This is a genomic window from Streptomyces sp. NPDC028907 (assembly GCF_055564995.1).
On record NZ_JBVHVE010000001.1, the window covers coordinates 117,484 to 144,433 of the forward strand.

Genomic DNA, 26,950 nt, shown 5'->3' on the forward strand with positions numbered 1-26,950 from the left:
GTGCGGCTCTCTTCTCTGCAGACAGGGTTGTCGCCCGTCCTTGCGGACAGGAGTTGTTACGCCTCTTGGCGAGCGGCGGCGGTTACGCGGCGGACCGAGGCCAGGTGATCCAGGACTCGGGAATCGAATCGTCCAGCCGGTGCAGGTCGCTCGACGCGAGCACCCGCGTACGCAGCAGCTCCCGTGCGACGAGCCGCGCCACGGCGATGGCACCGGGCGGGTTGAAGTGCGTGTTGTCCTGCTCGGTCGGGGTCCAGTTGAAGTACTTCTTCGTCTCCTCGACACCGAGCCGCTGCCACAGCGCGATCGACAGCGCCTGGATGTCGAGCAGCGGCACGCGCTCCTGCTGGGCGAGCGCCTTCATCGCCGCCGGGTAGTCGCCGTGCGTCGGCCGGGCCGTGCCGCTCGAGTCGAACTTGCGGCGCTCGACGGACGTGGCGAGGACGGGCCGCGCACCGCGCGTTCGAGCCCCGCTGATGTACATGCGCAGGTAGTCCTGGTACGTCGACCACGGCTCGGTGTACCGGGTGGGGTCCTCGGACTTCTCGTCGTTGTGCCCGAACTGGATGACGAGGAGGTCGCCGGGCTGGATCACGGAGAGGATGGCCTTGAGCCGGCCTTCGTCGATGAAGCTCTTCGAACTCCGACCGTTCTGGGCGTGGTTGGCGACGACCCAGTTCTTCAGGAAGAACGGGAGCGCCATGCCCCACCCGGTCTCCGGGGCGGCGTCGGCGTACTTCTGGGCGGCGGTGGAGTCACCGGCGATGTAGAGGGTGCGGGCACGGCGGCGGCCCGGGGCGGCTTCCGCGACACCGGTGGCGGTGAAGCTGAGCGGTGCGGCGGCGAGAGCCGCCAGGCTGACTTGTCTGCGGGTGAGTGACACGGGGACTGCCTTTCTCCACAGCATTACATGAGTGGTCTTTCGGGTGGTGCCTTTCATGTGGGGGGTGCACCCGCGCCCCTGCTTTTCGGTGTGGAAACAGTTCAGGGGCGCGGGATTCTGCGCGATATGCGGCTACCGCCGCGTGGGCCCGACCAGCCGCGGACAACCCGCGGCCGGCCGATCACAGAGAGGACCGGGCTCTCAGCCCTTCTGCTCGTTCCACTCGGCCTGAGCCTCGTTCAGCTGGTCGGCCATGGTGTCCAGGAATTCCTTGGCACTCATGTCCCCGAGCAGCACCTTCTGGAAGTTCGGCTCGTTGTCGGCCTTGGAGATGGTGTTCCAGTCGGGCAGGTAGTACGGCAGCTGGACGATCGTGGTGGAACCGTCGTTCAGCGCCGCGGCGGCCAGTTTCGTCGGCTCGGCCTTGGAGATCCACGCGTCCTGCGCGGCTTCCTTGTTGGACGGGATGGCGCCGGCCGACTCGTTCCACTGGGAGTTCGCCTCGTGGGAGACGGCGAACTCGATGAACTTCCAGGCGGCGTCCTTGTTCTTGGAGCTCTTGAACAGCCCCAGGCCGTCGACCGGGTTGGAGACCTGGACCCGCTTGCCGCCCGGGCCGGTGGGCTGTGGGATACCCCGGAACTTGTCGGTGCCCAGCGCCTTCACGTGGTCCTGGTACGACCCCAGGTTGTGGTTCAGCATTCCGATCGTGCCGGAATCCCACTGGGAGACCATCTTGGTGAAGTCGTTGTTCAGGTCGGCCGCCGGCGTGTCCTTCTTGTACAGGGCGGCGTACTTTTCCAACGCGTCGACGTTCTTCGGGTCGTTGAGCGTGGTCTTCTCACCGCTGGAGTCCCAGAAGGACGTGATGCCGGACTGCCCGTACATCGCGTCCAGGGCCTGGGCTATGGAGCCGGCACCGCCGCGGATGGTGTAACCGAACTCGTTCTTCTTGGCGTCGGTGAGTTCGTCCGCGGCCTCGTAGAACTTCTCCCAGGTCGACGGCTCGTCCAGGCCCGCCTTCTTGAACAGGTCGGTGCGGTAGTAGAGCGTGCCGTTGTTCGCGGAGGTCGGGACCGTGTACATGTGCTCGTCCGAGCCACCGGCGACCTTCACGGACTCGACCATGCCGTCGTTCAGCTTGCCGTTCAGCGAGGACTTGGCGAGGCGGTCCTCCAGGGGCTCCAGTGCGTCCTGGGCGGCGATCCCGGCGAGCATCGCCGCGCCCACTCCGCCGACGTCCGGCAGACCGCCGCCCTGGATGGCGGTGTCGTACTTCGACTGGACATCGGTGGAGGGAATCCCCACGTACTCGACCTGGATGTCCGGGTTCGCCTTCTCGAAGTCGGCGATGATCTTCTTCCAGATGTCGGTGCGGACACCGCCGTTGTTGTCCCAGAAGACGATTTCGCCCTTGCCGCTGCCCTCGTCGCCGCTCCCGCCGCTGCCGTCGTCACCGCATGCGGTGGCGGTCAGTGCGAGCACGGCCCCCAGGGCGACGGCGGCCGACGTGCGGCGCCCGCCTCTGCTGCTTCCGAGATTGCTGATCTTCATTGGTCGGCTCTCTTCTTCTGGGTCAGACGGAGATATGAAGTTGTGGGGGGCTGATGGGAGCGCTCGGGCTCAGCGGCAGTCGTACGGCTTCCAGCCGTCGGTTCCCCGGAGGTAGTGGGCGATCGTGTGGGTCCGCGCGTCCTCGTCGCTCATCTGCGGCCGGTCCGCGGTGACGGCCGCACCCGGCCCGTAGTTCTGGTACTCGGTGAACCGGGCGTCGCGCCAGGAGAACTCGCTCATGTCGGTCCAGGGCGTGCCCTTGATCGCGGCGGGCAGCTTGGTGTTGCGGATCAGCACCTGGGCGATCGCGTCGGGTTGGCCGCCGGGGTGCCACGGCCGCCCCAGGTGGAAGGACCCGGCCGGCGCGTCGCTCACGATCTCCGAGTCGGTGATCAGGAACCCGTAGGGGTTGTCCTTCCAGGTCGAGGCGGCGGTGATCCAGCCGTTGTTGGTGGTGGAGCCGCGGTTGAGGGCGCGGATGACGGACTTCTCGATGACGGTGGTCGCCCGGCCGTAGATGAAGTCGACGTCGCCCTCGATGTACGAGTCGCGGATGTAGACCCGGCTGACGGTGGTCAGCTTGGGGCTCTCGGTCATCAGGGTGTCCTGGTTGCCCAGGAAGGCGGTGTTCTCGAAGACGATCCGGTCACCGGTCGTCTTCATCGCCAGCGCCTGCTCGCCCTTGAGCTCGACCGCGGCCTCGTCGAAGTCGTTGCTGAAGGTGAGGTTGCGCGCGGTGACGTCGTTCGCGGCGATCCGGACGGTGGCACTCCCCGTCGAACCCCCGTACTCAGCGGGCGTGTCGAAGACGATGACAGTGTCGGAGCGGTCCCGTCCAGTCCCCTGCAGCACGATGTTCGGCTTGCTCGCGGGGATGAGGACCTTGGCGCGGTACGTCCCCGGAGCGACGGCGATCGTCACGGGCAGGGCGTTGCCGTCGGGCACCGCGTCCACGGCGGCCTGCACGGTCGGGTACTCGCCCGGGACATGCAGCGTCACCGCGTCACCGATCTGCTTCTGCGGCCCGGAGAACCGCTTCACCAGCGCCGGGACGGCGGCCGCCGGATCCAGCCGGTACCGGTAGAACTCCCGCGGATCGAAGGCCGCACCCCACGCGTCCTGCCGCCCGCTGACGTTCTTCAGGATCGACCCGCGCTGCACCAACTCCGCGGTCGCGTCCGCCTGGTACGGATGCTGCACCCCGTCGTAGTAGCTGTTCTCGATGACCATCCTGGTCTTGCCGCGCGCCCAGTTCCCGTACGTCCACACCGCGTCGCCGTCGGCCACCTGCGCCGACAGGTAGTTGTTGTAGAGGTGGGCGTAGGCGCAGTTGTCCGCGGACGGGTTGCGCTGCTTCGTTCCCTTGAACCAGTTGTGGTCCATGGTGATCTGCGTCTTGACGTTGTCCGTCCAGCCGATCCCCAGCGCCTTGTTGTGGTCGGCGAACTGGTTGTTGGAGACGGTGATGTACTGGCTGTCCTTGCGGATGTCGAGCAGCCCGTCGCCCATGTGCGTGAAGCGGTTGTGGTCGATCCAGACGTGGTCGACGCTGTCCATCTGGATGGCGTCGAAGTCCTGCGTCTTGCCGTCCCAGTCGCCCTCGACGTACGAGTCACGGATCGTCAGGTTGCGGATGATGACGTTGTGCGTACCGGGGTTGAGGTGCAGTTCGCCGTGCACGATCTCACCGGTGTCGCCGACGCCGATGATGGTCTTGTTCGAGTTCACGACGATGTTCGAGCCGAAGGGCTCGACGGCGACCGAACCCGACACCCGGATGATGTACGGCTCCTCGGCCGCCGCGTACTTGGCCAGCGAGGCCTGGTCCGTGACAGTGACGACCTTGCCGCCCGCTCCGCCGGTGGTACCACCGGCAAGGGAGGCGAAGCCGTGCGGCTGGTCGGTCCAACGGTCTGCCGACGCCGACGATGCGGAGGCGGCGGCCGTCGGGTCCCCGGCGACGGCGTTCGCCTGTCCGACCGACCCGAGCGCCAGGGCGGCGACCAGGCCAACGACGGTGGCCAGGGTTCTGCCGGACTTTGGCAAGCGCTTGCTATGGAGGTGCGTCATTGCGGCTCCCAACAGGCTTCAAAAGTGGGGGTGAGTGTGGGGGGTGGGTACGTGGGTGAGTTACGCGGCGCTGATCCTGAAGTGGGTGAAGGTCGCCGCGCCGGCCGGCCCCGGGCCGACGGGCGCGAGCGCGAACAGGCCGAGCAGTGCGCCGACCCAGCGCCAGGGGGTGGCGGCGAAGACCTGACCGGAAGGTCGCAAGCCCTCTCCGGTGTCGAAGAGGAAGCGGCAGCGGGCCCCGGCGCCGATCTCGATCCGCAGCCGCGCCCGCCCCTCGGGCGCGATCCGCGCGTGATCGGCGTCCCGCTCCCGGTCGGCGACCCCCTCCGCGAACCGGTGCACCAGGTGGACCGTCCCGTCGCTCGCCCGTTGCAGCCCGATCCAGCCGAACGCGTCCCCGAGCACCGCGAGCCCCGCCCGTGCGTCCGGCTCCTCGCTGTCCAGCCGCAGTTCCACCTCGACCGCGCAGGGCGTGCCCGGCAGTCGCTGGGTAAGGATGCTCGGCAGTCTGCGCAGGTCGTGGGCGTCGGCAGAGCGGACGCAGGCCAGCTTGAGGCCGTCGCCGGAGTGCTGGGTGGCCCAGCCGTCCTGCGGGGTGGCGGTCCAGGACCACTGGCGTCCGAAGCGTCCGCCGGGGAAGTCGTCGTCGGTGGCGGGCGCGGCGGGCGGCTGCGGCGGCAGGTCGGGCCTGCGGTGTACGGCGACGGGGGCACCGTCGTCGCCGAGCACCGGCCAGCCGTCGGCGCCCCACCGCATCGGCTGGAGGTGGACGACACGGCCGTACGCGCCCCGCTGCTGGAAGTGCAGGAACCAGTCCTCGCCGGAGTGGGTGCGCACCCAGCCGCCCTGGTGGGGGCCGTTGACGTCGGTGTCCTTCTGTTCGAGGACGATTCTCTCCTCGTACGGCCCGAAGAACTCGCGTGACCGGAAGGCACCCTGCCAGCCGGTCTCCACTCCCCCGGCGGGCGCGAGGATCCAGAACCAGCCGTCGTGCTTGTAGAGCTTCGGGCCTTCGAGGGTGAACCAGCCGGGGATCCGGTCGCCGTCGACGATCAGCTTGCCCTCGTCGAGGAGTTCGGTGCCGTCGGGGTGCATACGGTGGCCGGTGAGCCGGTTCTTCACCCCGGACCTGGACTTGGCCCAGGCGTGCACGAGGTAGGCCTCGCCGGTCTCGTCGTCCCAGAGGGGGCAGGGGTCGATGAGGCCCTTGCCCCGCTTCACCAGGTGCGGCCGGGTCCACGGGCCGCGGATCTCGGGGGCGTTGACCTGGAAGATGCCCTGGTCGGGGTCGCCCCAGAAGATCCAGAAGCGGTCGTCGTGGTGGCGCAGGGAAGGAGCCCAGACTCCGCAGTCGTGGCGCGGGACCGCGAACTCCTCGGCCGGTTCCAGGTGGTCGACGGCGTGGCCGACCAGGGTCCAGTTGACCAGGTCACGGGAGTGCAGCAGGGGCAGGCCCGGGGCGCGGCCGAAGCTGGAGGCGGTGAGGTAGAAGTCGTCGCCGACGCGGACGACGTCCGGGTCGGACCAGTCGGCGTTCAGGACGGGGTTCGTGTACGTCGCGGCGGTCACGGGCTCACCGCCTTGCGGACCAGGGAGGCCGCTTCGAGCCGGCTGATCCGGCCGTCGGCGACGACGGTGACGATCCGGCGTACGGCGGTCTCGCCGGCCGGGAGCGGCAGCCGTTCCCCGGAGGCGAGGGAGGAGCCGACGCCGGGGTACTCCTCGGCGCGCACGAACCACGGGTCCTGGCGGGTCCGTTCGGTGGCCCCGGCGAAGATCAGGGTCCAGGTGGAGCCGGTGAGGGCCACCCAGGGGGCGCGGGTGCCGTGGATCTGCTGCTCGCCCTCGCGGTCGACGGTGAACACGTCCGGCGCCGAGTCCTCCTTGCGGGCCCGCCAGAAGAAGCCGCCGTACGCCGCGCCGGGACGGCCGTTGGTGGCTGGGCTGCCGATGGACAACGGGCCGGAGGTGACGTTGGTCAGGGAGAAGGTGAAGTCCAGCGCCCAGGCGAATTCGGTGAGTTCGGTGGCCGCGACCGTACGGCGCTCGCGCAGCAGCTCGGCTCCGGCGGCCACCCAGCGCAGTTCCTCGACGAAGCCGTCGGGGTCGCGCAACTGGAAGGAGGAGTGCCGCTGGGCGCCGTGGTTGTCCAGTTCGGTCGGGCCCTGGTCGCGGACGTAGGTGCGTCCGCCCCAGAAGTTGGACCCCTCGACGTCGGGAACCGCGACACCGACGCCGAGGTGGTGTATGTGGTCGGCGGGGCTGAGCTCGGTGACCGCCGTGCCGGCCAGGGTGGTGACGGGGTGCAGGTAGGGGCGTGGGGCGAGCCGGGGCGGCAGTTCGGGCCGGGTGACGTACCGGCCGACGGGGCGGCCCGCGACGCGCAGCACCGCGGTGTCGTGGGGGGTCATCAGGTGCTCACCTCTTTCGTTCTCGCCGGCAGCGCCCAGGCGGCGCCCAGCTCGGAGTAGAGGGCGAGGGTGTCGGCGGCGGCCGCGACCAGGCCGTCGATGCCGGGCACGACCCGGCGCTGCTCGTCGGGGAGCAGGTGCCAGGTGCCGTCGGGCAGCGGGGTCGGGTCGGGGGCCAGCCGGATCGCCTCGACGACCTTCATGAAGGCGCCGGTCGAGTCGGGTGTGACCAGCACAGGGGTGCCGTCGGTCAGGTGCTCGACGAGGTTCTCCAGCAGGTCCGTGCGGTCGTACTCGAACTCCTCGGGGCCGTGGCCCGCGCGCTGGAGCAGGACGCGGTCCTGCTTGTACCAGAAGGTGATCCGGCCGCGGTCGCCGTGGACGACGACGTACGGCTCGTCGGGGTCCTCGGCGCACAGGGTCGCGGCGACGACGACCCGGGGGCCGTGCGCGGTGGTGACGCGGACGCAGGAGGTGTCGTCGGACTCGATGTCGTTGGCGCGCAGCAGCTCGGTCTCGATGGCGGTGACGTCCTCGGCGTGCACCGTGCCGCCCAGCGCGAGGGCGGTGGCGACGGCATGCGCGAGCGGGTTGGTCAGCACGCCGTCGATGACGTCGACGCCGTTCAGGCGCCGCTTGCCCGCCCAGGGCGCCCGCCGGTAGTACGCCTCGGCCCGCGCCCAGGCACCGGCACCGCCGATCCCGACGATCTCGCCGATCGCGCCCTCGGCCATCAGCTCCCGGATCGCGGGCACGGCGCGCGAGCCCAGCGACTGGAAGCCGATCTGACAGACGACCCCGGCCTCGGCGACCCCGTCGGCCATGCGCCGGAACTCGGCGTACGACGGGGCGGGCGGCTTCTCCAGCAGGACGTGCACGCCCCTGCGGGCGGCCGTCAGGGCCAGGTCGGTGTGGGTCGGGATCGGCGTGCAGATCACGGCGACGCTCGCGCCGGTTGAGTCGAGGAGCGCGCCGAAGTCGGCGGACTGCTCGGGCGAGCCCAGGCCCTCCGGCAGTTCCTCCTCCGTCAGCGGGGTGAGCTCGCAGATCCCGGCCAGCCGGACGATCCCCTTGTCCTGGAGCCGGCGGATGTTGTCGAGGTGCCAGCGGCCGTGGCCGCGCGCGCCCGCGAGGACGATGGGTACGGCAGTGCTCATGGGATCCTCCCTGCGCCCGCGCCGCGTGCCACCTCGCGGTCGGCCGTGGCGGCGCTGTCGATCTTTGTGTGCAGGGTAGGTGTCCAGCCGACGTCGGCCGTGAGATCGCGCTCGCTGCCGGAGTTGTAGGCGTTGTGGATGGCCAGCAGGTCCACCGGATAGCCGTTGAAGAGCGTGCCGGACTGGTGGAGGGCGGTGCCGTTCCAGCTCTTGACCAGGTCGGCGACCTCGATGTGGCCGGGGGTGGTGAAGGCGTTGTTCTCGGCGTAGATCGCGGATTCGGTCGACACGCCGAGGGAGTAGCGGTAGTCGTGGGCGTCGGCCGGGACGACGTACCGGTTGTTGTAGAGGTGCACCTGCCCGAAGCGGACGCGCGGGGCACGCTGGACGACGGAGTCGAACTCGTTGTGGTGCAGGGTGACCCGCAGCCTGCCCCGGTCCCCGGTCGCGGTGTCGCCGTTGCCGATGAGGATCGCCTTGTCGTGGTCGGCGAACCGGCTCCAGGAGACGGTGACCAGGTCGGAGGCGTTGGTGATGTCGAGCAGGCCGTCGTGACGGAGGTAGTTGCGGCCGAAGTAGGTGGGCTCCTTCTCGTCCGGGTGGCCCTTGTCGCTGAGGGTCACATGGTCTATCCAGACGTGGGTGGCGCCGCGCAGCCAGATGTTGTCGTAGGCCGTCTTCCAGTCGCCGAGGCCGCCGGTGTTGGGCTGCCAGACGGGGAAGCAGTCGTAGGCGTCGCGGAGTTCGAGGTTGCGGACGATGACGTTGTCCGCGCCCCTGAGCTGGAGGCTCGCGCCCTTCAGTACGGCCTTGTCGCCAAGGCCCACGATGGTGGTGTTGGAGCCGACGGCCAGCTCGATCCGCTCGGCCTGCCTGGCCGCCGACGCCTGCCGGGCCTCCTCCAGCGGGCCGCTCGGCTTGGCGGAACCCCAGGTGCGGGGGTCGTAGGCGGCCAGGTACTTCTTGGTGCTGTAGCCGTCGGTGGCGTAGTCGGCGCAGTCCAGGTGGTCGCCGTCGTCGTCGGTGTTGGCGTCGATGGTGCCGGCGATCTTGATGATCTTCGGCGTGGCACTGCCCCCGTCGAGCGCGCGGACCAGCTCACTCCGGTTGCGTACGGTGAAGACATGGGCGTCGTCGGCGGTGGAACCCCCCGTGGTACCACCGTCGGCCGCCGCCCAGCCGTCGTTCGGGGCGAGGGTGTCGCGGCTGATGTCGCGGGCCTCGGCCCCGGCCGGGGCGCTGAGCGCGAGGCCCAGCATCCCGGCGAGGACGGCCAGTTGAAGTCCCCTTCGGCTCGTCATCCCTTCACCGCCCCGGCACTGAACCCCGTGATCAGCCACTTCTGGATGAAGGCGAACACGATCACGACGGGCACGGCCGCGATGATGCCGCCCGCGGCGAGCGCGCCCAGGTCGACGCTGTCCGCGCCCATCAGGGTGTTGAGGCCGACCGGGATGGTCTGCTTCTCCTGGTTGTTGAGGAACATCAGGGCGAACAGGAAGTGGTTCCAGGAGTGCACGAAGGCGAAGGAGCCTACGGCGATCAGACCCGGCCGCAGCAGCGGCAGGACGACGATCCGGAACGCCTTCATCCGGCCGCAGCCGTCGACCCAGGCGGCTTCCTCCAGGGAGTACGGCACGTTCTTGATGAAGTTGCTGATCAGGATGATCGACAGCGGCAGTTGGAAGACCGTCTCCGCGAGGATGACGCTGCCGAGGGAGTTGATCATCTGCAGCTCTGCGAAGATCTCGAACAGCGGGACCAGGAGCAGCGCGCCGGGCACGAACTGGGAGCACAGCAGGGCCAGCATGAAGGCCTGCTTGACCTTGAAGTTGAACCGGGCGAGCGCGTAGCCGCCGGCCAGCGCGACCAGAGTCGTCATGACCAGGGTCGCGACACCGACGAGCACGCTGTTCTGGAAGTAGACGCCGAAGCTGCGCTCCGTCCATACCTTCTCGAAGTGATCGAAGGTCATCGGCCAGGGCAGCAGCGAGGTCGAGCCGGCCGGGCGCAGGGAGAAGAGCAGGATCCAGTAGAACGGGATCAGGGTGAAGACGAGGTAGATGCCCAGCGGCAGGTAGATCTGCCAGCGGGGAGCCTCGTCCCAGGCGCGGTGGCTCTTCTTCGCCGATCGCGGTGGTTCGGGGACGACGGTCGCGGGCACGGGAGCGACCTCGGTGGCCTCCTTGGTGATCACTTGTTCTCGCCTCCGAACTTGCTCAGGCGCAGATAGACGACCGAGCAGAAGAGCAGGATCACGAACGCGACCGTGGTCAGGGCCGACGCGTAACCGAAGTTGTGGGCGTCGACGCTGGTGTTGGCGATGTACAGCGGCAGGGTCGTGGTCACGCCCGCGGGTCCGCCGCCGGTCAGCGTGTAGAGCAGGTCGACGTTGTTGAACTCCCACACCGCGCGCAGCAGTGTGGACAGGATGATCGCGTCCTTCAGGTGCGGCAGGGTGATGTGCCAGAACTGCTTGATCCGGCTGGCCCCGTCGACCTCGGCGGCCTCGTACAGGTCCTTCGAGACGGATTGGAGGTCGGCGAGGATGAGGATCGCGAAGAAGGGCACGCCGCGCCACAGGTCGGCGACGACCGCGGCCCAGAACACGGTCCCGGTGTCCGACAGCCAGCTGGTGCCGTAGGAGCCGATGCCCATGTCGGCGAGATAACGGGTGATGCCCGTCTGGGAGTTGTAGAGCAGCACCCAGATCGCGGAGGTCAGCACGCCGGAGACGGCCCACGGGGAGAAGACCATGGCGCGGCCGAGCCCCCGGCCCACGAAGGTCTGGTTGACGATCAACGCCAGCGCCAGACCGAACAGCAGTTGGAGCCCGACCTCGACGAACACCCACTTGGCGCTGAAGACCAGCGTGTCCCAGAACAGCGGGTCCTCGGTGAAGGCGTGGACGAAGTTGTCGAGGCCGGCGAAGCCGTTCCGCCACGGTTTGGTGGGGTTGTACTCCTGCAGGCTGTAGTAGAAGACGCTGATGACCGGGTAGGCGATGAAGCCCAGCATGAGCAGGGCCGCCGGGGCGATCAGCAGATACGGGAGCCTGCGCGGCGTGGCGGAGGCACGGCGTCGCCGGGGTGGCGCGGGCGGTTTCGCCACGGCTGCGGCTTGGGCCATGACTGGTCTCCGTTCTTGGTACGTCGTGCGTGCGGCTTGCTTTTTTGGTGCAGGAAGCGCTTTCTCGCTGGGTAGAGGTTGGCCGGGTTGCGCGGTACGGGGTGCCGTTTGCGGTTGGGCGGCGGCTGCGGGTGCGTCGTGGTTGGTCGCGCTCCGCGGCGGAGCCGCAGATCGATACAGCCCCGCGCCCCTAAAGGGCGTAGGGGTCCGGGTACTTGCCCGGGCGGGCCAGGAACTCGAAGTCGCAGCCGGTGTCAGCCTGCGTGATCTGCTCGTTGTAGAGCGCGCCGTAGCCGCGCTCGTAGCGGGTGGGCGGCGGGGTCCACTCGGCCCTGCGCCGCTCCAACTCCTCGTCCTCGACGCTGAGATGGAGTGTGCGCGACTCGACGTCCAGGGTGATCGGATCCCCCGTCCGCACGAGCGCCAGCGGGCCGCCGACGTACGACTCCGGCGCCACGTGGAGCACGCACGTGCCGTAACTCGTGCCGCTCATCCGGGCGTCGGAGATCCGGACCATGTCCCGTACGCCCTGCTTGAGCAGATGGTCGGGCAGCGGCAGCATGCCGTACTCGGGCATGCCCGGGCCGCCCTTGGGGCCGGCGTTGCGCAGGACGAGGACGCTGTCGGCGGTGATGCCGAGGGAGGGGTCGTTGATGGTGCGCTGCATCGTCTTGTAGTCGTCGAAGACGACCGCCCGCCCGGTGTGCTTGAGCAGGTGCTGCTCGGCGGCGATGTGCTTGATGACGGCGCCGTCCGGGCAGAGGTTGCCGCGCAGGACCGCGACCCCACCCTCGCGTGCGACCGGGTTGTCGCGGGTGCGGATGACGTCGTCGTTGTGGACGACGGCGCCTTGGAGCTGCTTGCCCAGAGTGCCGTTGACCGTCGGCCGGTCCAGGTGCAGCAGGTCGGGGATCCGGGACAGGAAGGCGGGCAGGCCGCCGGCGAAGTAGAAGTCCTCCATGAGGTACGTCTGTCCGCCGGGCCGGACGTTCGCGAGCACCGGCACGGTACGCGCGATGCGGTCGAAGTCGTCGAGGGTGAGCTTGACGCCCGCGCGGCCGGCCATGGCGATCAGGTGGATGACCGCGTTGGTGGAGCCGCCGAGCCCGAGCACCGTGGTGACGGCGTCCTCGAAGGCCTCGCGGGTGAGGATCTCCGACGGCTTGAGCCCGGTCCAGGCCAGCTCCACCGCGCGGCGCCCGGAGGCGGCGGCCATCCGCTCGTGCCCGGACTCGACGGCCGGGATCGAGGAGGCGCCCGGCAGTGTCATGCCGAGGGCTTCGGCCGCCGCGGTCATCGTGGAGGCGGTTCCCATGGTCATGCAGTGCCCGGGGGAGCGCGCCAACCCGCCCTGGAGTTCACGCAGTTCGCAGTCGGTGAGGTTGCCCGCGCGGTGCTCGTCCCAGTACTTCCACATGTCGGTGCCGGACCCGAGGGTCTCACCGCGCCAGTGGCCGGGCAGCATCGGCCCCGCGGGAGCGAAGATCGACGGTACGTCGGCCGAGGCGGCGCCCATGAGCAGCGCCGGCGTCGACTTGTCGCAGCCGCCGAGCAGGACCGCCGCGTCGATCGGATACGACCGCAGCAACTCCTCCGTCTCCATCGCGAGCAGGTTGCGATAGAGCATCGGGGTCGGCTTCTGGTACGTCTCCGAGAGCGTGGCGACCGGGAACTCGAGCGGGAAGCCCCCGGCCTGCCACACCCCCCGCTTGACCGCCTCGGCCCGCTCGCGCAGATGCACGTGGCAGGGGTTGATGTCGGACCAGGTGTTGAGGACGGCGATCACCGGGCGGCCCCGGTACTCCTCCGCCTCGTAGCCGAGCTGGCGCATACGGGCGTTGTGCGACCAGGTGCGCAGCTGGCCCTCGGTGCCGTACCACTGGTGGCTGCGCAGTTCCTCCGGGCTCAAGCGCTCTCTGTCGGTCATATCGACCACCCGGCGGCGATGGCGGCGACCTCGGCGCGCTCGCCCTCGGGCAGTTCCCGGCTGGGCGGGCGCACGTCCCGGCGGCACAGCCCCAGCGAGGCCAGGGCCTCCTTGACGACGGTGACGTTGTTGGCGGAGCCGTTCGCGGCACGCAGTTCCTCGAAGCGGCGGATCTGCTCCCAGACCTTCATGGCGGCCGGGTAGTCGCCGGATCGAAGCGCTTCGATCATGTTCAGCGAGACGGACGGGGCGATGTTCACGAGTCCGGAGGTGAAGCCGGTGGCGCCCGCGGAGAAGTAGGAGGGGGCGTAGGGCTCGGCGAGTCCGGCGACCCACACGAAGCGTTCCAGGCCCGCGTCCCGTGCGAAGGCGGCGAACCTGGCGGCGTCCGGGACGGCGTACTTCACTCCGATGACGTTCGGGCAGTCGTCGGCGAGTTCGGCGAGGCGGGCGCCGCCGAGCTGGGAGTTGCGGATGTACGGGACGACGCCGAGCTCGGGCACGGCTTCGGCGATGGCGCGGTGGTAGTCGACCCAGCCGTTCTGGGAGACGTAGGGGTGGACGGGCTGGTGGACCATCACCATCTGGGCGCCGAGCTCGCGGGCGTGCCGGGCGGAGGCGATGGCGGTGGGCACGTCGTGGCCGACGCCGACCAGGAGGACGGCGTCACGGCCGCGGGTCTCCTCGACGGTCAGCTCGGTGACCAGGCGGCGCTCTTCGGGGCTGAGGGCGTAGAACTCGCCGGTGTTGCCGTTGGGGGTGAGCGTGGTGATGCCGCCGTCGAGCAGTCGACGCAGCAGGGCCCGGTGGGCGTCCTGGTCCACGCGACCGTCCTCGGTGAACGGGGTCACCGGGATCGCCACCACGTCGGCCAGGGCCGTCCGCTGGGTCTCGAACGTCGTGGTCATGCCGGACCGTCCTCTCCCTGGGCCTCGACCTCCGCGTCGGGGAAGGCCCGTTGCACGAACGACGCGATGTGGGCGTGCAGGGCGCGCGCGGCGCCGTCCGCGTCGCCCTCCAGCGCGAGCCGCAGGATCTCCCGGTGCTCGCCGGCCTCCCGTTCCCAGGAGGGCGAGGCGGCCCAGGCGACGGCCGAGACCAGGGCGGCCTGGTCGCGTACCTCGTCGAGCATCCGGCCGAGCAGCGGGTTGCCGCACGGCAGATAGAGGGCGCGGTGGAACTCCCGGTTGGCGAGGGAGCGTTCGGCGGTGTCGCCGGCCGCGTCGGCGCGGGTCAGCGCGTCACGGGCGGCGGCGAGGGACGCGCCCCGTTTCACGGCCCGCTTGAGCGCCTCGGGTTCGAGGAGCAGCCGCACGTCGTAGACCTCGCGCGCCATGTCCGCGTCCACCATGCGCACCGTGACGCCCTTGTACTGGCTCATCACGACAAGACCGGTCCCGGCCAGCGTCTTGAGCGCCTCGCGGACCGGGGTCTTGGACACCCCGAACTGCGCGGCGAGCTCGGTCTCGACCAGGGCCTGACCGGGCGTCAACTGCCCGGTGAGGATGCGTCGTTTGATCTCCTCCAGCACGTACTGCGTGCGCGAGGGGATCGGCGTGGGCACAGAGGTCATGCGCGCCTCTCGGATCTTCGCGGGATGGCTCTCGCGTATGGGATCTCACGTATCGCGTCTCATATATGACGTACGAAGTACGACGCGATGAAGGTAGGAGGGAGCGCAGGGTTCGTCAATGCTTCTGACAAAGGAAGTTGGGGCCGCGGGCGTACGCTGCCGCGACGGATCCCTTCAGGGAGGACACACCCGATGACGTTCGCACCGCTTCCCGGTCGACCGCAGGACCGGACATCGGCGTTCCGTCTGCAACTGGCCGAACTGGCCCGGCGGATGGGTGTCGGCCTGCACGCCGGGGTGCCGTACGACCGGGATTGGCAGGGCCAGGCACGGACGGCGTTCCGGCGGGCCCTTCGCGATGTCGGCGCCCTCCCCGACCAGCTCTTCGAGCCGCTGCTGCGCACGGCCGTCCTCGATCCCGACCCCAGCCACAACCGGCTGTTCGTGGAGGCCGCGGTAACCGTGTTCGGGTGCCGACGGGTGCAGTCCGCGTTGATCGAGTATGTGCGGTCGGGAACCGACGCCGAGCGCGCCGGAGCGGCCCGCGCCTGGTACTGGGCGCAGGCACCGCTGAGGTTCCGCGGCGGGCAGACGCGGGTGCCGACGCCCGAGAGCAAAGCCGAGTCCGACGCCGTGGCCGACCTCCGCGCCACCTGGCACGAGGCCACACTCCGTGAGTTCGTGGCCAACGACGACCTCGACGTCCGCCGCTGCATCCTCCCCGGACTGCCCCTGAACCCGCGCCACTACCCCGCCGAGCTCCACGACCTGGTCGCGCAGGCGGTGCACATCGCGCGTACGCACCCCGACGAGTATCTGCGGCACCGGGTGGAGCATCAGGTCGGCTAGGGCCTGTCGTTTGGCCCCGCGACGCCGGCGTGATCCGAACGACAGGCCCTGGCTCAGCGTCCCTGCGGCCCCCAGCCGGGGTCCCGTCCGCTCAGCCCGATCGCCCGGTCGAGCAGGGGCGCGTCGGCGGGGACCGGCACCACGGGTCCGAAGATCTGGCCCCGGTCGGGGTCGTCGACGGCGGCGAGGAGGAAGTCGTGCGAGGCCTGCAAGGCGGCAGGGTCGGGGGCGTAGTCCTGGCCGGTCGCGCGGGCCAGGTCCCAGCCGTGGATCACCAGCTCGTCCACGGCCACGGCGGCAGCCACCTCGCCCGGCAGGTCCAGTCCGCCCGCGCGGGTCATCCCGCTCCGGGCGCCGGGTGCCCGCCACGCCTCGGCCAGCTCGTCCAGCACCTTGGGCAGCTCCTCGCGCCACCCCGGCCCGATGTCCGGTACGGCGGAGTCGGGGCTGGTGTCGGTCGTGACGCCGAGGTCCTTGCGGGCGGCATCGCGGAAGGCCACGGTCAGTCCGAGCAGGTGCCCCAGCAGATTCCGCACCGCCAGCTCCGGACAGGGCGTCGGCCCCGACAGCTGGTCATCGGCGACGCCGTCGGCGAGACGGGCGATGACACGCGTCTGCGGTCCGAGGTCGAGGGTGCTCGTGTCGGTCATGGTCCGGCTCCTCACGGGTCTGTTCCTGAAGGGTGGACCGACGGCGCCGGCGAAACTCATCGGCCGGCCCGGCCTTCTGTCACCGGGCCCCCGCCCGAGCCACTTCTCCCCGAGCCACGCCCCCCGCCCCGTCCCTCCGCCCCCGGACACCCCGCACCCACCCCATCGACTCCCTCCGCGTCTTCCCGCCCGCGAAACACGACAGCGCGATCACCGGGTCGCAGATCGCGCAGCCCAGGGACGAGGTGTGGAGGAAGGGGATGATCGGGTTGCCTTCGATGTGGTGGACGATGTCCCAGGCGGTGTGCAGCAGCCAGCCGATGCCGATGAAGGTCCAGGAGTCCAGGCCGCGATACGCCACGTAGGTGACCAGTGCGGTGAATGCGAACTCCCAGCCGCCCGACAGCCTCCGACGGATTCCCGCCGGGCCGCCGACACCTCAGTCCGTCCAGTCCGCGCCGGTGATCCCATCGGGATGTCCCGCGGGCCATTGCACCAATTCGATCCGGTTGCCGTCGGGATCGGTGAGCCAAGATGTCAGGAAGTCGTCGGAACCGTCCGGCGACACTGGCGCCTCGGCCTCGACACCGCACGCGGCGAGTTCGGTGAGAGTGGTCTCCATCGACTCCACCTTGATGACGAAGTGGTTGAGGGCACCACCGCCACCGGGGGCGCCCCCGTGTTTCCCTGCGGGATCATGGACGAGTTCGATGGCGACGAAGTCGTCGCCCGGCAGCTTGAGCATCGTCAGGCTGCCGAAGGGTGTCTCCGGGACGCTTCCGATCAATTCGTAACCCACGGCCCTGTAGAAGGCGAGCGACCGTTCGAGGTCGGTCACTCGGAGACCGAAGTGCAGAGTCCTCATCGATTCACCTTCCGGGAAACCAAAACGGCCCGCCTGGAATCCGACGGACCGTCACCGTACTCCCGGCCGGACGTCAGCAGACCGGCTCCGCCGCATGGTGGGCGACGTCTCCGCGATCGTCGACTCTTCGAACTCCACGCCCTCTTCCATCCCCGAGTCACGAGCAAATCAAGGTCGCCCACAGGGAATTGGCGCACTGTTCACCATATCTAAGGCACTTCCCCCATCCCTGCGCCCCCGCCTTAGCCGCACGATGGCGTGGCATGACGACGCCCCTCCCCCGCGTCCTGCGCGACCGCAACGCCGCCCTCTATCTCACCGGAGTCGTGGTCTCCGGCTTCGGCACCTCGGCGTTGTGGCTGGTGTCCGGCGTCTGGGTCAAGGACCTCACCGGTTCCGACGGCCTGGCCGCGCTGTGCCTGCTCGCCATGTGGGCGCCCACCCTGGCCGGTCCGCTCCTCGGCGCGCTCGCCGACCGCACCCGCCGCAAACCGCTGCTGATCGGCGCGAACCTCCTGCTGGCCGTCCTCCTGCTCACCCTCTTCACCGTCGACTCCCCGGACCGTCTGTGGCTCCTCTTCGCGGTCCTGTTCGTCTACGGCGCCGCGGGAGTCGTCCACGACGCCGCCGAGTCCGCCCTCGTCACCGCCGCCGTGCCGAGGCCCCTGCTGGGCGACTTCAACGGGCTGCGCATGACGGCCACCGAGGGCATGAAACTCCTCGCCCCACCGGCCGGCGCCGCCGTCTACGCGGGGTACGGCGGCGCGAGCGTCGCCCTGCTCGACGCGGTGACGTTCGTGGTCGCGAGCGGCCTGTACGCCTGCCTCCGCGTCCGCGAGAGCAGGCCCGAGCCGCCGAGGGCCGGCCGGCGGGAGCGGGCCGCCGAGGGAGCTCGCTTCCTCTGGTCGCACCCCCGGCTGCGTCCCCTCGTCCTGGCCGGCGGCGCCACCATGCTCTGCGCCGGTCTCAACGGCGCGTTGATCTACGCCGTCATCGACGGCCTCGGGCACGCCCCCGCGTACGCCGGTGTGCTGTACGCCGTCCAGGGCGCCGGTTCGGTGGCGATCGGGCTGCTCTCCGGCCCGGCGCTGCGCCGGCTCGGCGAACGCCGGTTCGCCGCGTACGGCATCGCCCTCGCGGCCCTCGCGGCCGGTCTGCGGGCCGTCCCGTTTGATGCGGTGGCCCTGGCATGCAGCGCGGCGATCGGCGCGGGGCTGCCCTGCGTGCTGATCGCCGCGCTCACCGCCGTGCAGCGCGAGACCCCGGACGGCCTCCTCGGCCGCACGGCGGCCACGGCCAACACGCTCGTCTTCACGCCGAACGTCATCGGGCTGGCGGCGGGAGCGGCGCTGGTCGAACTGCTCGACGTACGGCTGCTGTTGAGCGTCCTGGGCCCGGCGTGGCTGCTTGCCGCCGCACCGCTGCTGCGTCAGAGGGCGGCGAGTCCCTCCCGTACCGCCACCAGGTCCCCGTCGGACGCCAACCCCGCGTGATAGAGCCGGATCTCGGTGGCCCCCAGCTCACGCGCGCGTGCCGCGTCCGACGCGAGGGTGCCGGGGCTGCCGCCCATGCCGGAGACCACACCGAGGTTGGCTGCGATGACCGCGCTCTGGCGGCCCTGTTCGGCGAAGGGGGTGAGCAGGGCGGGGCCGCCGGCGCAGGGTACGACCACGCCGTCGGCGACGGAGAGGATGTGCTCGGGGTCGACGCCTGGGTTGGCGCCGACGTGGTGGGTCACCGGGTCGGCGTGCAGCAGGACCTGGAAGCCGTCGGGGGCGGCCTGGCGTACCGCGCGGACCGCGGTCTCCTGGAGCGTGCGGGCGGTTTCGTCGCGCCACGCGCGCGTGGCCGCCGCGATCGACTCGCCGAGCAGCTTCTCGACCCCGGCCCAGCCCTCGTCGGCGACGGTGCCCTGCCACAGCGGTTCGAGGGCCGCGCGTACGGCGGCCGCCAGCTCGTCGGCGTCCAGGCCCTGTGCGCCGTAGCCCTCCTCGCAGGTCGGGCAGAAGCAGAGCGCCATCAGGTACATCCCGGCGTCGCCGAGCGGCACCCCGCCGGTCTTGTCGTGCGCGTGCAGATGCTGCAGGCCGTACCAGCCGAGGGACTCCAGTTCCGTGCCGTGCGCTCCGGGGCGTACGGCGGCCTCGGCGGCCAGTTCGACGAGGTACGCGCGCGTGGCGGGCTGCGCGATGCACGGGGCCCAGGGATAGCGGTCACCGTAGGCGTTGACCACCGAGGTGTCCGGGTGCTCGGCGCCCAGGCGGGAGTTGTGGGCGAGGACCACCCACGTGTGCACCTCCAGACCGGCGGCCGTGAGCGCGGCGGCCGCCTCGCCGAAGGCGTCGCCTGGCGCCCAGTCACCGGCCGGGTACGGGCGCAGCGCGCGGCCCTGCCACCGGTCGTCCGTCGGATACAGCACGGCCGCGTGTTCGGCGGTGACGATGCGGTGGCGGGGGTGGCGGGGGGTGAGGGCCCGGGTGGAGTGGTAGGCGGCGGCGAGCGTCACCTGTCGCACGCCGAGGGCGGCGATCCTCCCGGGTGCCTCCGGATCCCCGTTGACGTCCCACGGGTAGACGAATGTCGACGCCTTCACTTGGTGTCCTCCGGCTCCTTCTCCAGCAGCGCGTATCCGCGCTCGATCACCTCGGCGAGCTGCTTCACATGATCCTCGCCCGGCTCGTGCAGCGGCGGGCGGACCTCCCCCACGTCCAGGCCGCGCATCCGTACGCCGGCCTTGACCAGGGCTACGGCGTATCCGCGGCCCTGGGCGCGCAGTTCGACGAACGGACGGTAGAAGCCGTCCAGGAGGCGGGTGACGGTCATGTGGTCGCCCGCCTCCAGCGCCCGGTAGAAGGCGAGGGCGATCTCCGGGGCGAAGCAGAAGACGGCGGAGGAGTAGAGGGTGACGCCGATCGCGCGGTAGGCGAGCTGGGTCTGTTCGGCGGTCGGCAGGCCGTTGAAGTAGAGGAAGTCGCCGGGGACCTCGGAGCGTACGGCGCTGACGATCCGCTGCATGAGGTCCAGGTCGCCGAGGCCGTCCTTGAGACCGATGACACCGTCCGTGCGGGCCAGCTCGACGACGGTGGCCGGGGTGAACACGGCGTTGTCGCGCTGGTAGACGATCACGGGGAGCGCGGTGGCCGCCGCGACCTCCCGGTAGTGCCGCAGCAGGCCCTCCTGCCCGGCGAGGACGAGATACGGCGGCATGGCGAGCAGCCCGTCCGCCCCGGCCCCCTCGGCCAGCCGCGCGTACCGCACTGCGAGCGCGGTGCCGTACCCGGCGCCCGCGACGACCGGTACCCGTCCGTCCGCCGCCTCGACGGCCGCCCGGACGCACGCCTCGTACTCCTCGGGCGTCAGCGCGTGGAACTCCCCGGTTCCGCAGCAGGCGAACACGGCGGCGGCGCCCGCCTCGACGCCCCGGCGCACATGGGTGCGGTAGGTGTCGAGGTCGACCGTGCCGTCGGGGCCGTAGGCGGTGACGGGGAAGAACAGCGGCCCGCCGGGGACGCTGAGGCGTGCGGCGAGGGGGGCAGGCGTCACGGGCTCTCCCTGGAAGAGAACGGGCGAGTGCAGGATTCTGATCAAAGTTTACATTTATGAACGCCCCTTACGCCACCCTTGACGAAAGGGGACGGTGATCCTTAACTAGTCCATGAATGTGAATACCGTGCACGCATGAGGCCGATGACTCAAGGAGAACCGAGGATGCCAGCGCCCCGCACCGTTCTGCTCACCGGCGCCGCCGGCGGCCTCGGCACCCTGATGCGGGAGCTGCTCCCGGCGTACGGCTACGAGCTGCGGCTGCTCGACCTGCGCCCCGTCGAGGGCGAGCCGGACGCCGTCGTCGCCGACCTCGGCGACCGGGAGGCGGTGCGCGAGGCCGTACGGGGCGTCGACGCGATCATCCACCTCGCCGGCATCTCGCTGGAAGCCCCGTTCGAGAAGATCCTGCGCGCCAACATCGAGGGCACCTACAACCTGTACGAGGCCGCCCGCGAGGAGGGCGTCGGACGCGTCGTCTTCGCCTCCTCCAACCACGCGGTCGGCTTCACGCCCCGCCCCCAGGGCGACGACCCCCTGATCCCCATCGACGCACCGCGCCGCCCGGACACCTTCTACGGCCTGTCCAAGTCCTTCGGCGAGGACCTCGCACAGTTCTACTGGGACAAGCACGGCCTGGAGACGGTGTCCGTGCGCATCGGCTCCTGCTTCCCCGAGCCGACCAGCGTGCGCATGCTCTCGGTGTGGATGAGCCCGGCCGACGGCGCCCGCCTCTTCCACGCGGCCCTGACCGCCGAGAACGTCGAGCACACGGTCGTCTACGGCTCCTCCGCGAACACCCGCCTGTGGTGGGACCTGACCACCGCCCGCTCCCTCGGCTACGACCCCCAGGACGACTCCGAGCCGTACGCCGAGAAGCTCGTCGCCGAGCAGGGCGAGCTGGACCCGGACAACATCGCGCACGCCTACCTGGGCGGCCACTTCGTCTGCGACCCCCCGATCTGGCCGTACTGACCGGAAAAAGTCGTCGCAGACGGCGGGCGGGCACCGAACGGGCCCGCCCGCCGCCATGTTCGGGCAGCACTCGAGCCCGACTCCAGCAGACCGGGCCACGGCACCACAGCGCCCCTCAGGGGCGCGGGGAACTGCGCGACCAGCCACAACACACCCGCGGACACCACACGACCGCACCACCCGAGCCCTGAGTCCGCCCCGGGCACCCACAAGACCGAACGGGCACACACCGGGCAGTATCACCCCGGTAACAGACCTGGTCACCACCCCGCACCCGCTGTAGAACTTCCCCCATGGGCCACAGGAGGGCCCGAACGGGCAGCACAGCGAGGCAGGTGACGACCATGAACAGAACAGCGGAGGAACGCCAGCGCGAGATCGTCCGCGCCGCCCGCGCGAGCGGCTCCGTCGACGTCACCGCCCTCGCCGCCGAACTGGGCGTGGCCAAGGAGACCGTACGGCGGGATCTGCGCGTCCTGGAGGACCACGGACTGCTCCGCCGCACCCATGGCGGCGCATACCCCGTGGAGAGCGCCGGCTTCGAGACGACGCTCGCCTTCCGCGCCACCAGCCATGTCCCCGAAAAACGCCGGATCGCGGCCGCCGCGGCCGAGCTGCTCGGGGACGCCGAGACCGTCTTCGTCGACGAGGGCTTCACCCCACAGCTCATCGCCGAGTCCCTGCCCACCGACCGGCCGCTGACCGTGGTCACCGCCTCCCTGCCGGTCGCGGGTGCCCTCGCCGAGGCCGAGCAGGTCTCGGTGCTGCTGCTCGGCGGCCGGGTGCGGTCCGGAACCCTCGCCACCGTCGACCACTGGACGACGAAGATGCTGGCCGGATTCGTCATCGACCTGGCGTTCATCGGTGCCAACGGCATCTCCCGCGAGCACGGCCTGACCACTCCCGACCCGGCCGTCAGCGAGGTCAAGGCGCAGGCGATCCGAGCCTCGCGCCGCACGGTGTTCGCGGGTGTGCACACCAAGTTCGGAGCGGTCAGCTTCTGCCGGTTCGCCGACATCGGCGCACTGGAGACGATCGTGACGAGCACCCAGCTCCCCGCGGCAGAGGCTCATCGCTACTCGCTGCAGGGCCCCCAGGTCATCCGCGTCTGACAACCGAACCCACCCCCCTGGAGGCACCCGCACGCCTCCGACCGCCCCTTATCTCCCCATTTTCACCAATCGTCCAGGAGCGATCCATGCGAACCCAGAGCCGACGACGGCCACCGCGAGCCACGCTCGCCATGGCCGCCGCAGGGACGCTGCTCGCCCCGCTGCTCTCCGGCTGCTGGGTCGGAGCCGGCGGGGCGGGGTCGGGCGGCAACTCGATCAACGTCCTCATGGTCAACAACCCCCAGATGACCGAGTTGCAGAAACTCGCCCCCCGCTTCACCGAAGAGACCGGCATCAAGGTCAACTTCACCGTCCTGCCCGAGAACGACGTCCGCGACAAGATCAGCCAGGACTTCGCCAACCAGGCGGGCCAGTACGACGTCGCCACCCTCTCCAACTACGAGATACCGATCTACGCCCGCAACGGCTGGCTGCACGAGATGAACTCGTACGTCGCCAAGGACCCGGCGTATGACGAGCAGGACGTACTCAAACCGATGCGCCAGTCCCTCACCGGCGACGACGGCAAGCTCTACGGCCAGCCCTTCTACGGCGAGTCGTCCTTCCTGATGTACCGCAAGGACGTCTTCGAGAAGGAGGGCCTGACGATGCCGGCGCACCCCACCTGGCAGCAGGTGGCCGACCTCGCGGCGAAGACGGACGGCGCCGAGCCCGGCATGAAGGGCATCTGCCTGCGCGGGCTGCCGGGCTGGGGCGAGGTGATGGCCCCGCTCACCACCGTGGTGAACACCTTCGGCGGCACCTGGTTCGACAAGGACTGGAAGGCGCGGCTGGACTCCCCCGAGTGGGAGAAGGCGACGAAGTTCTATGTCGACCTGGTCCGCGAACACGGTGAGTCCGGAGCCGCCCAGTCCGGGTTCGCCGAGTGCCTGAACAACATGACCCAGGGCAAGGTCGCCATGTGGTACGACGCCACCTCGGCGGCCGGTTCCCTGGAGTCGGCGAACAGTCCGGTCAAGGGCAAGGTCGGCTACGCGCCGGCCCCCGTAGAGAAGACCGAGTCCGCCGGCTGGCTCTACACCTGGGCGTGGGGCATCCAGCAGGCGTCCCGCAACCCCGACAAGGCCTGGAAGTTCGTCTCCTGGGCGTCCAGCAAGCAGTACGAGCAACTGGTCGGCGACGAGATCGGCTGGTCCAACGTGCCGGCCGGCAAGCGTGCCTCCACCTACGCCAACCCGGCGTACCGCGAGGAGGCGGCCGCCTTCCAGGAGATGACGAAGGAAGCCATCGAGGGCGCCCGCCCGAACGACCCCGGCGTACAGCCGCGCCCCGCGCCCGGCATCCAGTTCGTCGGCATCCCCGAGTTCACCGACCTCGGCACCAAGGTCTCCCAGGAGATCAGCGCGGCCATCGCCGGGCGCCAGTCCGTCGACTCGGCCCTGAAGAAGTCCCAGCAGCTCGCCGAGAAGATCTCCGAGGAGTACGAGGGGCGATGACAGCGACAACCACGGCCCCGGTGGCCACGACTGAGGTAGGCACCACCCGTCCGCCCTCCGCCCGGCTGCGCGCCTGGGCGACCCGGGCCCCCTTGCTCCCCGCCCTGATCTTCATGATCGTGGTGACCCAGCTGCCGTTCGTGGCCACGCTGGTGATCTCGTTCTTCGACTGGAACTCCCTCTACCCGGACGCCCGCAGGTTCACCGGCATCGACAACTACCAGGAAGTCCTCACCGACGCGGACCTGCGCCACTCGGTCTGGACGACCGTGCTGCTGACGGTCGCGGTGGTGCTGGCCAGCCTGGTGCTGGGGCTGATCCTGGCCCTGCTCCTGGACCGGAAGTTCAAGGGCCGCGGGGTGGTCCGCACCCTGCTGATCGCCCCGTTCCTGGTGGTCCCGGTGGCGGCGGCCCTGCTCTGGAAACATGTGCTCTACAACCCCGAATACGGCCTGTTCAATGGGTTGTTGCACTATGTGGGCGGCCCACAGCCGGACTGGATCTCCAACACACCCCTCCTCGCGGTCGAGGCCTCCCTGGTATGGCAGTGGACGCCGTTCATGATGCTGATCCTGCTGGCCGGCCTGCAGAGCCGTGACCACGAGCAGATCGAGGCGGCGCGGGTCGACGGCGCGAGCGACTGGCAGATCTTCCGCCACCTCACCCTTCCCCACCTGCGCCGCTACCTCGAACTCGGCGCCCTGCTGGGCTCGATCTACATCGTCCAGAACTTCGACGCGGTCTTCACGATCACGTCCGGCGGCCTGGGCACCGCCAACCTCCCCTACACCGTCTACCAGAGCTTCTACCAGGCCCACGAGAACGGCCTCGCCTCGGCCGCGGGCGTCCTGGTGGTCATCGGCTCGATCATCATCGCGACCTTCGCGCTGCGCGTGGTGTCGTCCCTGTTCCGCGAGGAGGTGTCGCGCGCATGAGTGCAGTGGCCGTACGACTTCGCAGCCGCCGCAAGGGAGTTGGCCTCGGCCTGGTGGCCTGGCTGCTCGGGATCCTGTTCTTCCTGCCGATCGCGTGGATGGCTTTGACGTCCTTCCACTCCGAGGAGGACGCGGCGACCAACCCGCCGTCCTTCGCTGCGTCACTGACGCTGGACGGCTACCGCGAGTTCTTCGGCGCGGGCGGTGGCGCGAGCCCCTGGCCGGCGCTGATCAACTCGACGGTGGCGTCGGTGGCCTCGACCCTGTTCGTCCTGGTCCTCGCCCTGCCGGCCGCCTACGCCCTGTCGATCCGCCCGGTGAAGAAGTGGACCGACGTCCTGTTCTTCTTCCTCTCCACGAAGATGCTGCCGGCCGTGGCGGGCCTGCTGCCGCTGTACCTGTTCGCGAAGAACACGGACATGCTCGACAACATCTGGCTGCTGGTCATCCTCTACACCTCCATGAACCTGCCGATCGCGGTGTGGATGATGCAGTCCTTCCTCGCCGAGATCCCGGTGGCGATCATCGAGGCGGCGCGGGTGGACGGCGCGCGGTTGCCGACGATCCTGGCCCGCGTGGTGGCCCCCATCGCCCTGCCGGGCATCGCCGCGACGGCCCTCATCTGCTTCATCTTCAGCTGGAACGAGCTGTTGTTCGCCCGCGTGCTGACCGGCGTGGTGGCGGAGACAGCCCCCGTCTTCCTGACCGGCTTCATCACCAGCCAGGGCCTCTTCCTGGCGAAGGTGTGCGCCGCGTCGCTCGTCATCTCCCTGCCGGTGCTCGCCGCGGGGTTCGCCGCCCAGGACAAGCTGGTCCAGGGCCTGTCGTTGGGAGCCGTGAAATGAAGGCCGCCGTCATCGAGTCCGTGGGCAAGGCAGTCGTCGCCGAGGTCCCCGACCCGACACCAGGCCCCCGGGAGGTGGTGGTCGACGTCGCGGCCTGCGGCCTGTGCGGCACGGATCTGCACATCCTCCAGGGCGAGTTCGCGCCCAAGCTGCCGATCGTGCCCGGGCACGAGTTCGCGGGCGAGGTGGTCGGGGTCGGTACCCGGGTCACGGAGCTGTCGGTGGGCGACCGGGTGGCGGTGGACCCGTCGTTGTACTGCTACGAATGCCGCTACTGCCGTACGGGCCACAACAACCTCTGCGAGCGCTGGGCGGCCATCGGCGTGACCACGGCGGGCGGCGCGGCGCAGTACGCGGTGGCGCCGGTCGCGAACTGCGTACGGCTCCCCGAGCACGTCCGCACCGAGGACGCGGCCCTGGTCGAGCCCCTGTCCTGCGCGGTCCGCGGCTACGACGTCCTCCAGTCCCGCCTCGGCGCCCACGTCCTCATCTACGGGTCCGGCACGATGGGCCTGATGATGCTGGAGCTCGCCAAGCGGACGGGGGCGGCGAGCGTGGACGTCGTGGACGTCAACCCGCAGCGCCTGGAGACGGCCCGCAGGCTCGGCGTCTCGGCCTCCGCCGCGAACCCCGACGAGCTCGACCGCCCCCAGGGCTGGGACCTCGTCGTCGACGCCACCGGCAACGCTGCCGCGATCCAGGACGGCCTGGACCGGGTGGCCAAGGCGGGCACCTTCCTCCAGTTCGGGGTGGCGGACTACTCGACCCGGGTGACGATCGACCCGTACCGCATCTACAACCAGGAGATCACCATCACAGGTTCGATGGCCGTCCTCCACAGCTTCGAGCGCGCGGCGGAACTGTTCGCCAACGGGGTCCTCGACCCGGAGATCTTCATCAGCGACCGCATCCCACTGGACCGGTATCCGGAGGCCCTGCAGCAGTTCGCCTCCGGAGTGGGCCGAAAGATCGTGGTGGTCCCATAGGTTTCCCATCATCCTGAGGCTCCGCCCCA

At 70.0% G+C, this 26,950-nt stretch carries 24 protein-coding genes and 1 pseudogene; 8 read left to right on the plus strand and 17 right to left on the minus strand.

Annotation, left to right across the window (positions count from 1 at the left end; translation table 11 throughout):
- Window positions 1-82: 82 nt before the first annotated feature.
- The 12 genes from ACZ4UU_RS00580 to ACZ4UU_RS00635 form a co-directional block, all read right to left on the minus strand.
- Window positions 83-883 (minus strand): rhamnogalacturonan acetylesterase, encoded by an 801-nt coding sequence (locus tag ACZ4UU_RS00580; RefSeq protein ID WP_468035599.1) that lies wholly within the window; start codon window positions 881-883, stop codon window positions 83-85.
- Between the two features lie 201 nt (window positions 884-1,084).
- Window positions 1,085-2,437 carry an ABC transporter substrate-binding protein gene (locus ACZ4UU_RS00585; protein ID WP_468035601.1) on the minus strand — a complete coding sequence of 451 codons (1,353 nt, stop codon included), beginning with the start codon at window positions 2,435-2,437 and terminating at the stop codon, window positions 1,085-1,087.
- A gap of 69 nt (window positions 2,438-2,506) precedes the next feature.
- Window positions 2,507-4,507: a pectinesterase family protein gene (locus ACZ4UU_RS00590; protein WP_468035602.1), complete on the minus strand. Its 2,001-nt coding sequence runs from the start codon at window positions 4,505-4,507 to the stop codon at window positions 2,507-2,509.
- A gap of 60 nt (window positions 4,508-4,567) precedes the next feature.
- Window positions 4,568-6,076 carry a glycoside hydrolase family 43 protein gene (locus ACZ4UU_RS00595; protein WP_468035604.1) on the minus strand — a complete coding sequence of 503 codons (1,509 nt, stop codon included), beginning with the start codon at window positions 6,074-6,076 and terminating at the stop codon, window positions 4,568-4,570.
- The gene (locus tag ACZ4UU_RS00600; RefSeq protein WP_468035605.1) at window positions 6,073-6,918 is read right to left on the minus strand and encodes a DUF6807 domain-containing protein; all 846 of its coding nucleotides are present in this window, start codon (window positions 6,916-6,918) and stop codon (window positions 6,073-6,075) included. The genes ACZ4UU_RS00595 and ACZ4UU_RS00600 overlap by 4 nt, the downstream gene beginning before the upstream one ends.
- Complete coding sequence (locus tag ACZ4UU_RS00605) at window positions 6,918-8,075, minus strand: Gfo/Idh/MocA family protein (RefSeq protein ID WP_468035607.1); 1,158 nt, start codon at window positions 8,073-8,075, stop codon at window positions 6,918-6,920. Before ACZ4UU_RS00605 ends, ACZ4UU_RS00600 begins: the two co-directional genes overlap by 1 nt.
- Entirely contained in the window at window positions 8,072-9,376 is a 1,305-nt protein-coding gene (locus tag ACZ4UU_RS00610) for a pectate lyase family protein (RefSeq protein ID WP_468035609.1), read from the minus strand. Before ACZ4UU_RS00610 ends, ACZ4UU_RS00605 begins: the two co-directional genes overlap by 4 nt.
- Entirely contained in the window at window positions 9,373-10,272 is a 900-nt protein-coding gene (locus ACZ4UU_RS00615) for a carbohydrate ABC transporter permease (RefSeq protein WP_468035611.1), read from the minus strand. Before ACZ4UU_RS00615 ends, ACZ4UU_RS00610 begins: the two co-directional genes overlap by 4 nt.
- The gene (locus ACZ4UU_RS00620; RefSeq protein ID WP_468035613.1) at window positions 10,269-11,204 is read right to left on the minus strand and encodes a carbohydrate ABC transporter permease; all 936 of its coding nucleotides are present in this window, start codon (window positions 11,202-11,204) and stop codon (window positions 10,269-10,271) included. Before ACZ4UU_RS00620 ends, ACZ4UU_RS00615 begins: the two co-directional genes overlap by 4 nt.
- A gap of 190 nt (window positions 11,205-11,394) precedes the next feature.
- Window positions 11,395-13,131, minus strand: a complete 1,737-nt coding sequence (gene araD, locus ACZ4UU_RS00625) for an L-arabinonate dehydratase (RefSeq protein ID WP_468035615.1) — start codon at window positions 13,129-13,131, stop codon at window positions 11,395-11,397.
- Window positions 13,128-14,039, minus strand: a complete 912-nt coding sequence (locus tag ACZ4UU_RS00630; RefSeq protein WP_468035617.1) for a dihydrodipicolinate synthase family protein — start codon at window positions 14,037-14,039, stop codon at window positions 13,128-13,130. Before ACZ4UU_RS00630 ends, araD begins: the two co-directional genes overlap by 4 nt.
- Window positions 14,036-14,704 (minus strand): GntR family transcriptional regulator, encoded by a 669-nt coding sequence (locus ACZ4UU_RS00635; protein WP_468035619.1) that lies wholly within the window; start codon window positions 14,702-14,704, stop codon window positions 14,036-14,038. The genes ACZ4UU_RS00630 and ACZ4UU_RS00635 overlap by 4 nt, the downstream gene beginning before the upstream one ends.
- 192 nt (window positions 14,705-14,896) lie before the next feature.
- Here ACZ4UU_RS00635 and ACZ4UU_RS00640 point away from each other — a divergent pair, with 192 nt between their 5' ends.
- The gene (locus ACZ4UU_RS00640; RefSeq protein WP_468035620.1) at window positions 14,897-15,553 is read left to right on the plus strand and encodes a hypothetical protein; all 657 of its coding nucleotides are present in this window, start codon (window positions 14,897-14,899) and stop codon (window positions 15,551-15,553) included.
- A gap of 53 nt (window positions 15,554-15,606) precedes the next feature.
- On the opposite strand, the gene ACZ4UU_RS00645 is transcribed toward ACZ4UU_RS00640, so the two are convergent.
- From ACZ4UU_RS00645 to ACZ4UU_RS00655, 3 genes and pseudogenes are all read right to left on the minus strand, one after another.
- Entirely contained in the window at window positions 15,607-16,203 is a 597-nt protein-coding gene (locus ACZ4UU_RS00645; RefSeq protein WP_468035622.1) for a TIGR03086 family metal-binding protein, read from the minus strand.
- Window positions 16,204-16,282: 79 nt separating this feature from the next.
- Window positions 16,283-16,603, minus strand: a pseudogene (locus ACZ4UU_RS00650) (DUF6010 family protein); the annotation flags it as partial.
- A gap of 39 nt (window positions 16,604-16,642) precedes the next feature.
- Window positions 16,643-17,068, minus strand: coding sequence for a VOC family protein (locus tag ACZ4UU_RS00655; protein WP_468035624.1), 426 nt, complete (start codon window positions 17,066-17,068; stop codon window positions 16,643-16,645).
- A 263-nt stretch (window positions 17,069-17,331) separates the two neighbouring features.
- On the opposite strand from ACZ4UU_RS00655, the gene ACZ4UU_RS00660 reads away from it, so the two are divergent.
- Complete coding sequence (locus ACZ4UU_RS00660; RefSeq protein WP_468035625.1) at window positions 17,332-18,561, plus strand: MFS transporter; 1,230 nt, start codon at window positions 17,332-17,334, stop codon at window positions 18,559-18,561.
- Here the strand turns inward: ACZ4UU_RS00660 and ACZ4UU_RS00665 are convergent.
- Window positions 18,498-19,661 (minus strand): hypothetical protein, encoded by a 1,164-nt coding sequence (locus ACZ4UU_RS00665; protein WP_468035627.1) that lies wholly within the window; start codon window positions 19,659-19,661, stop codon window positions 18,498-18,500. The two genes, ACZ4UU_RS00660 and ACZ4UU_RS00665, sit on opposite strands and share 64 nt — an antisense overlap.
- Entirely contained in the window at window positions 19,658-20,611 is a 954-nt protein-coding gene (locus tag ACZ4UU_RS00670) for a 5-dehydro-4-deoxyglucarate dehydratase (RefSeq protein WP_468035629.1), read from the minus strand. The genes ACZ4UU_RS00665 and ACZ4UU_RS00670 overlap by 4 nt, the downstream gene beginning before the upstream one ends.
- Before the next feature lie 165 nt (window positions 20,612-20,776).
- Here ACZ4UU_RS00670 and ACZ4UU_RS00675 point away from each other — a divergent pair, with 165 nt between their 5' ends.
- The 6 genes from ACZ4UU_RS00675 to ACZ4UU_RS00700 all read left to right on the plus strand — a co-directional run bounded on the left by ACZ4UU_RS00675 (window position 20,777) and on the right by ACZ4UU_RS00700 (window position 26,921).
- On the plus strand, window positions 20,777-21,586 hold the full coding sequence (locus tag ACZ4UU_RS00675; protein WP_468035631.1) for an NAD-dependent epimerase/dehydratase family protein: 810 nt from the start codon (window positions 20,777-20,779) through the stop codon (window positions 21,584-21,586).
- Window positions 21,587-21,930: 344 nt separating this feature from the next.
- Window positions 21,931-22,698 carry a DeoR/GlpR family DNA-binding transcription regulator gene (locus tag ACZ4UU_RS00680; RefSeq protein WP_234767651.1) on the plus strand — a complete coding sequence of 256 codons (768 nt, stop codon included), beginning with the start codon at window positions 21,931-21,933 and terminating at the stop codon, window positions 22,696-22,698.
- Window positions 22,699-22,784: 86 nt separating this feature from the next.
- The gene (locus ACZ4UU_RS00685; protein ID WP_468035634.1) at window positions 22,785-24,155 is read left to right on the plus strand and encodes an ABC transporter substrate-binding protein; all 1,371 of its coding nucleotides are present in this window, start codon (window positions 22,785-22,787) and stop codon (window positions 24,153-24,155) included.
- Window positions 24,152-25,090, plus strand: coding sequence for a carbohydrate ABC transporter permease (locus ACZ4UU_RS00690; protein WP_468035636.1), 939 nt, complete (start codon window positions 24,152-24,154; stop codon window positions 25,088-25,090). The genes ACZ4UU_RS00685 and ACZ4UU_RS00690 overlap by 4 nt, the downstream gene beginning before the upstream one ends.
- Complete coding sequence (locus ACZ4UU_RS00695; protein ID WP_468035638.1) at window positions 25,087-25,935, plus strand: carbohydrate ABC transporter permease; 849 nt, start codon at window positions 25,087-25,089, stop codon at window positions 25,933-25,935. The genes ACZ4UU_RS00690 and ACZ4UU_RS00695 overlap by 4 nt, the downstream gene beginning before the upstream one ends.
- On the plus strand, window positions 25,932-26,921 hold the full coding sequence (locus ACZ4UU_RS00700; protein ID WP_468035640.1) for a zinc-dependent alcohol dehydrogenase family protein: 990 nt from the start codon (window positions 25,932-25,934) through the stop codon (window positions 26,919-26,921). Before ACZ4UU_RS00695 ends, ACZ4UU_RS00700 begins: the two co-directional genes overlap by 4 nt.
- Window positions 26,922-26,950 lie beyond the last annotated feature (29 nt).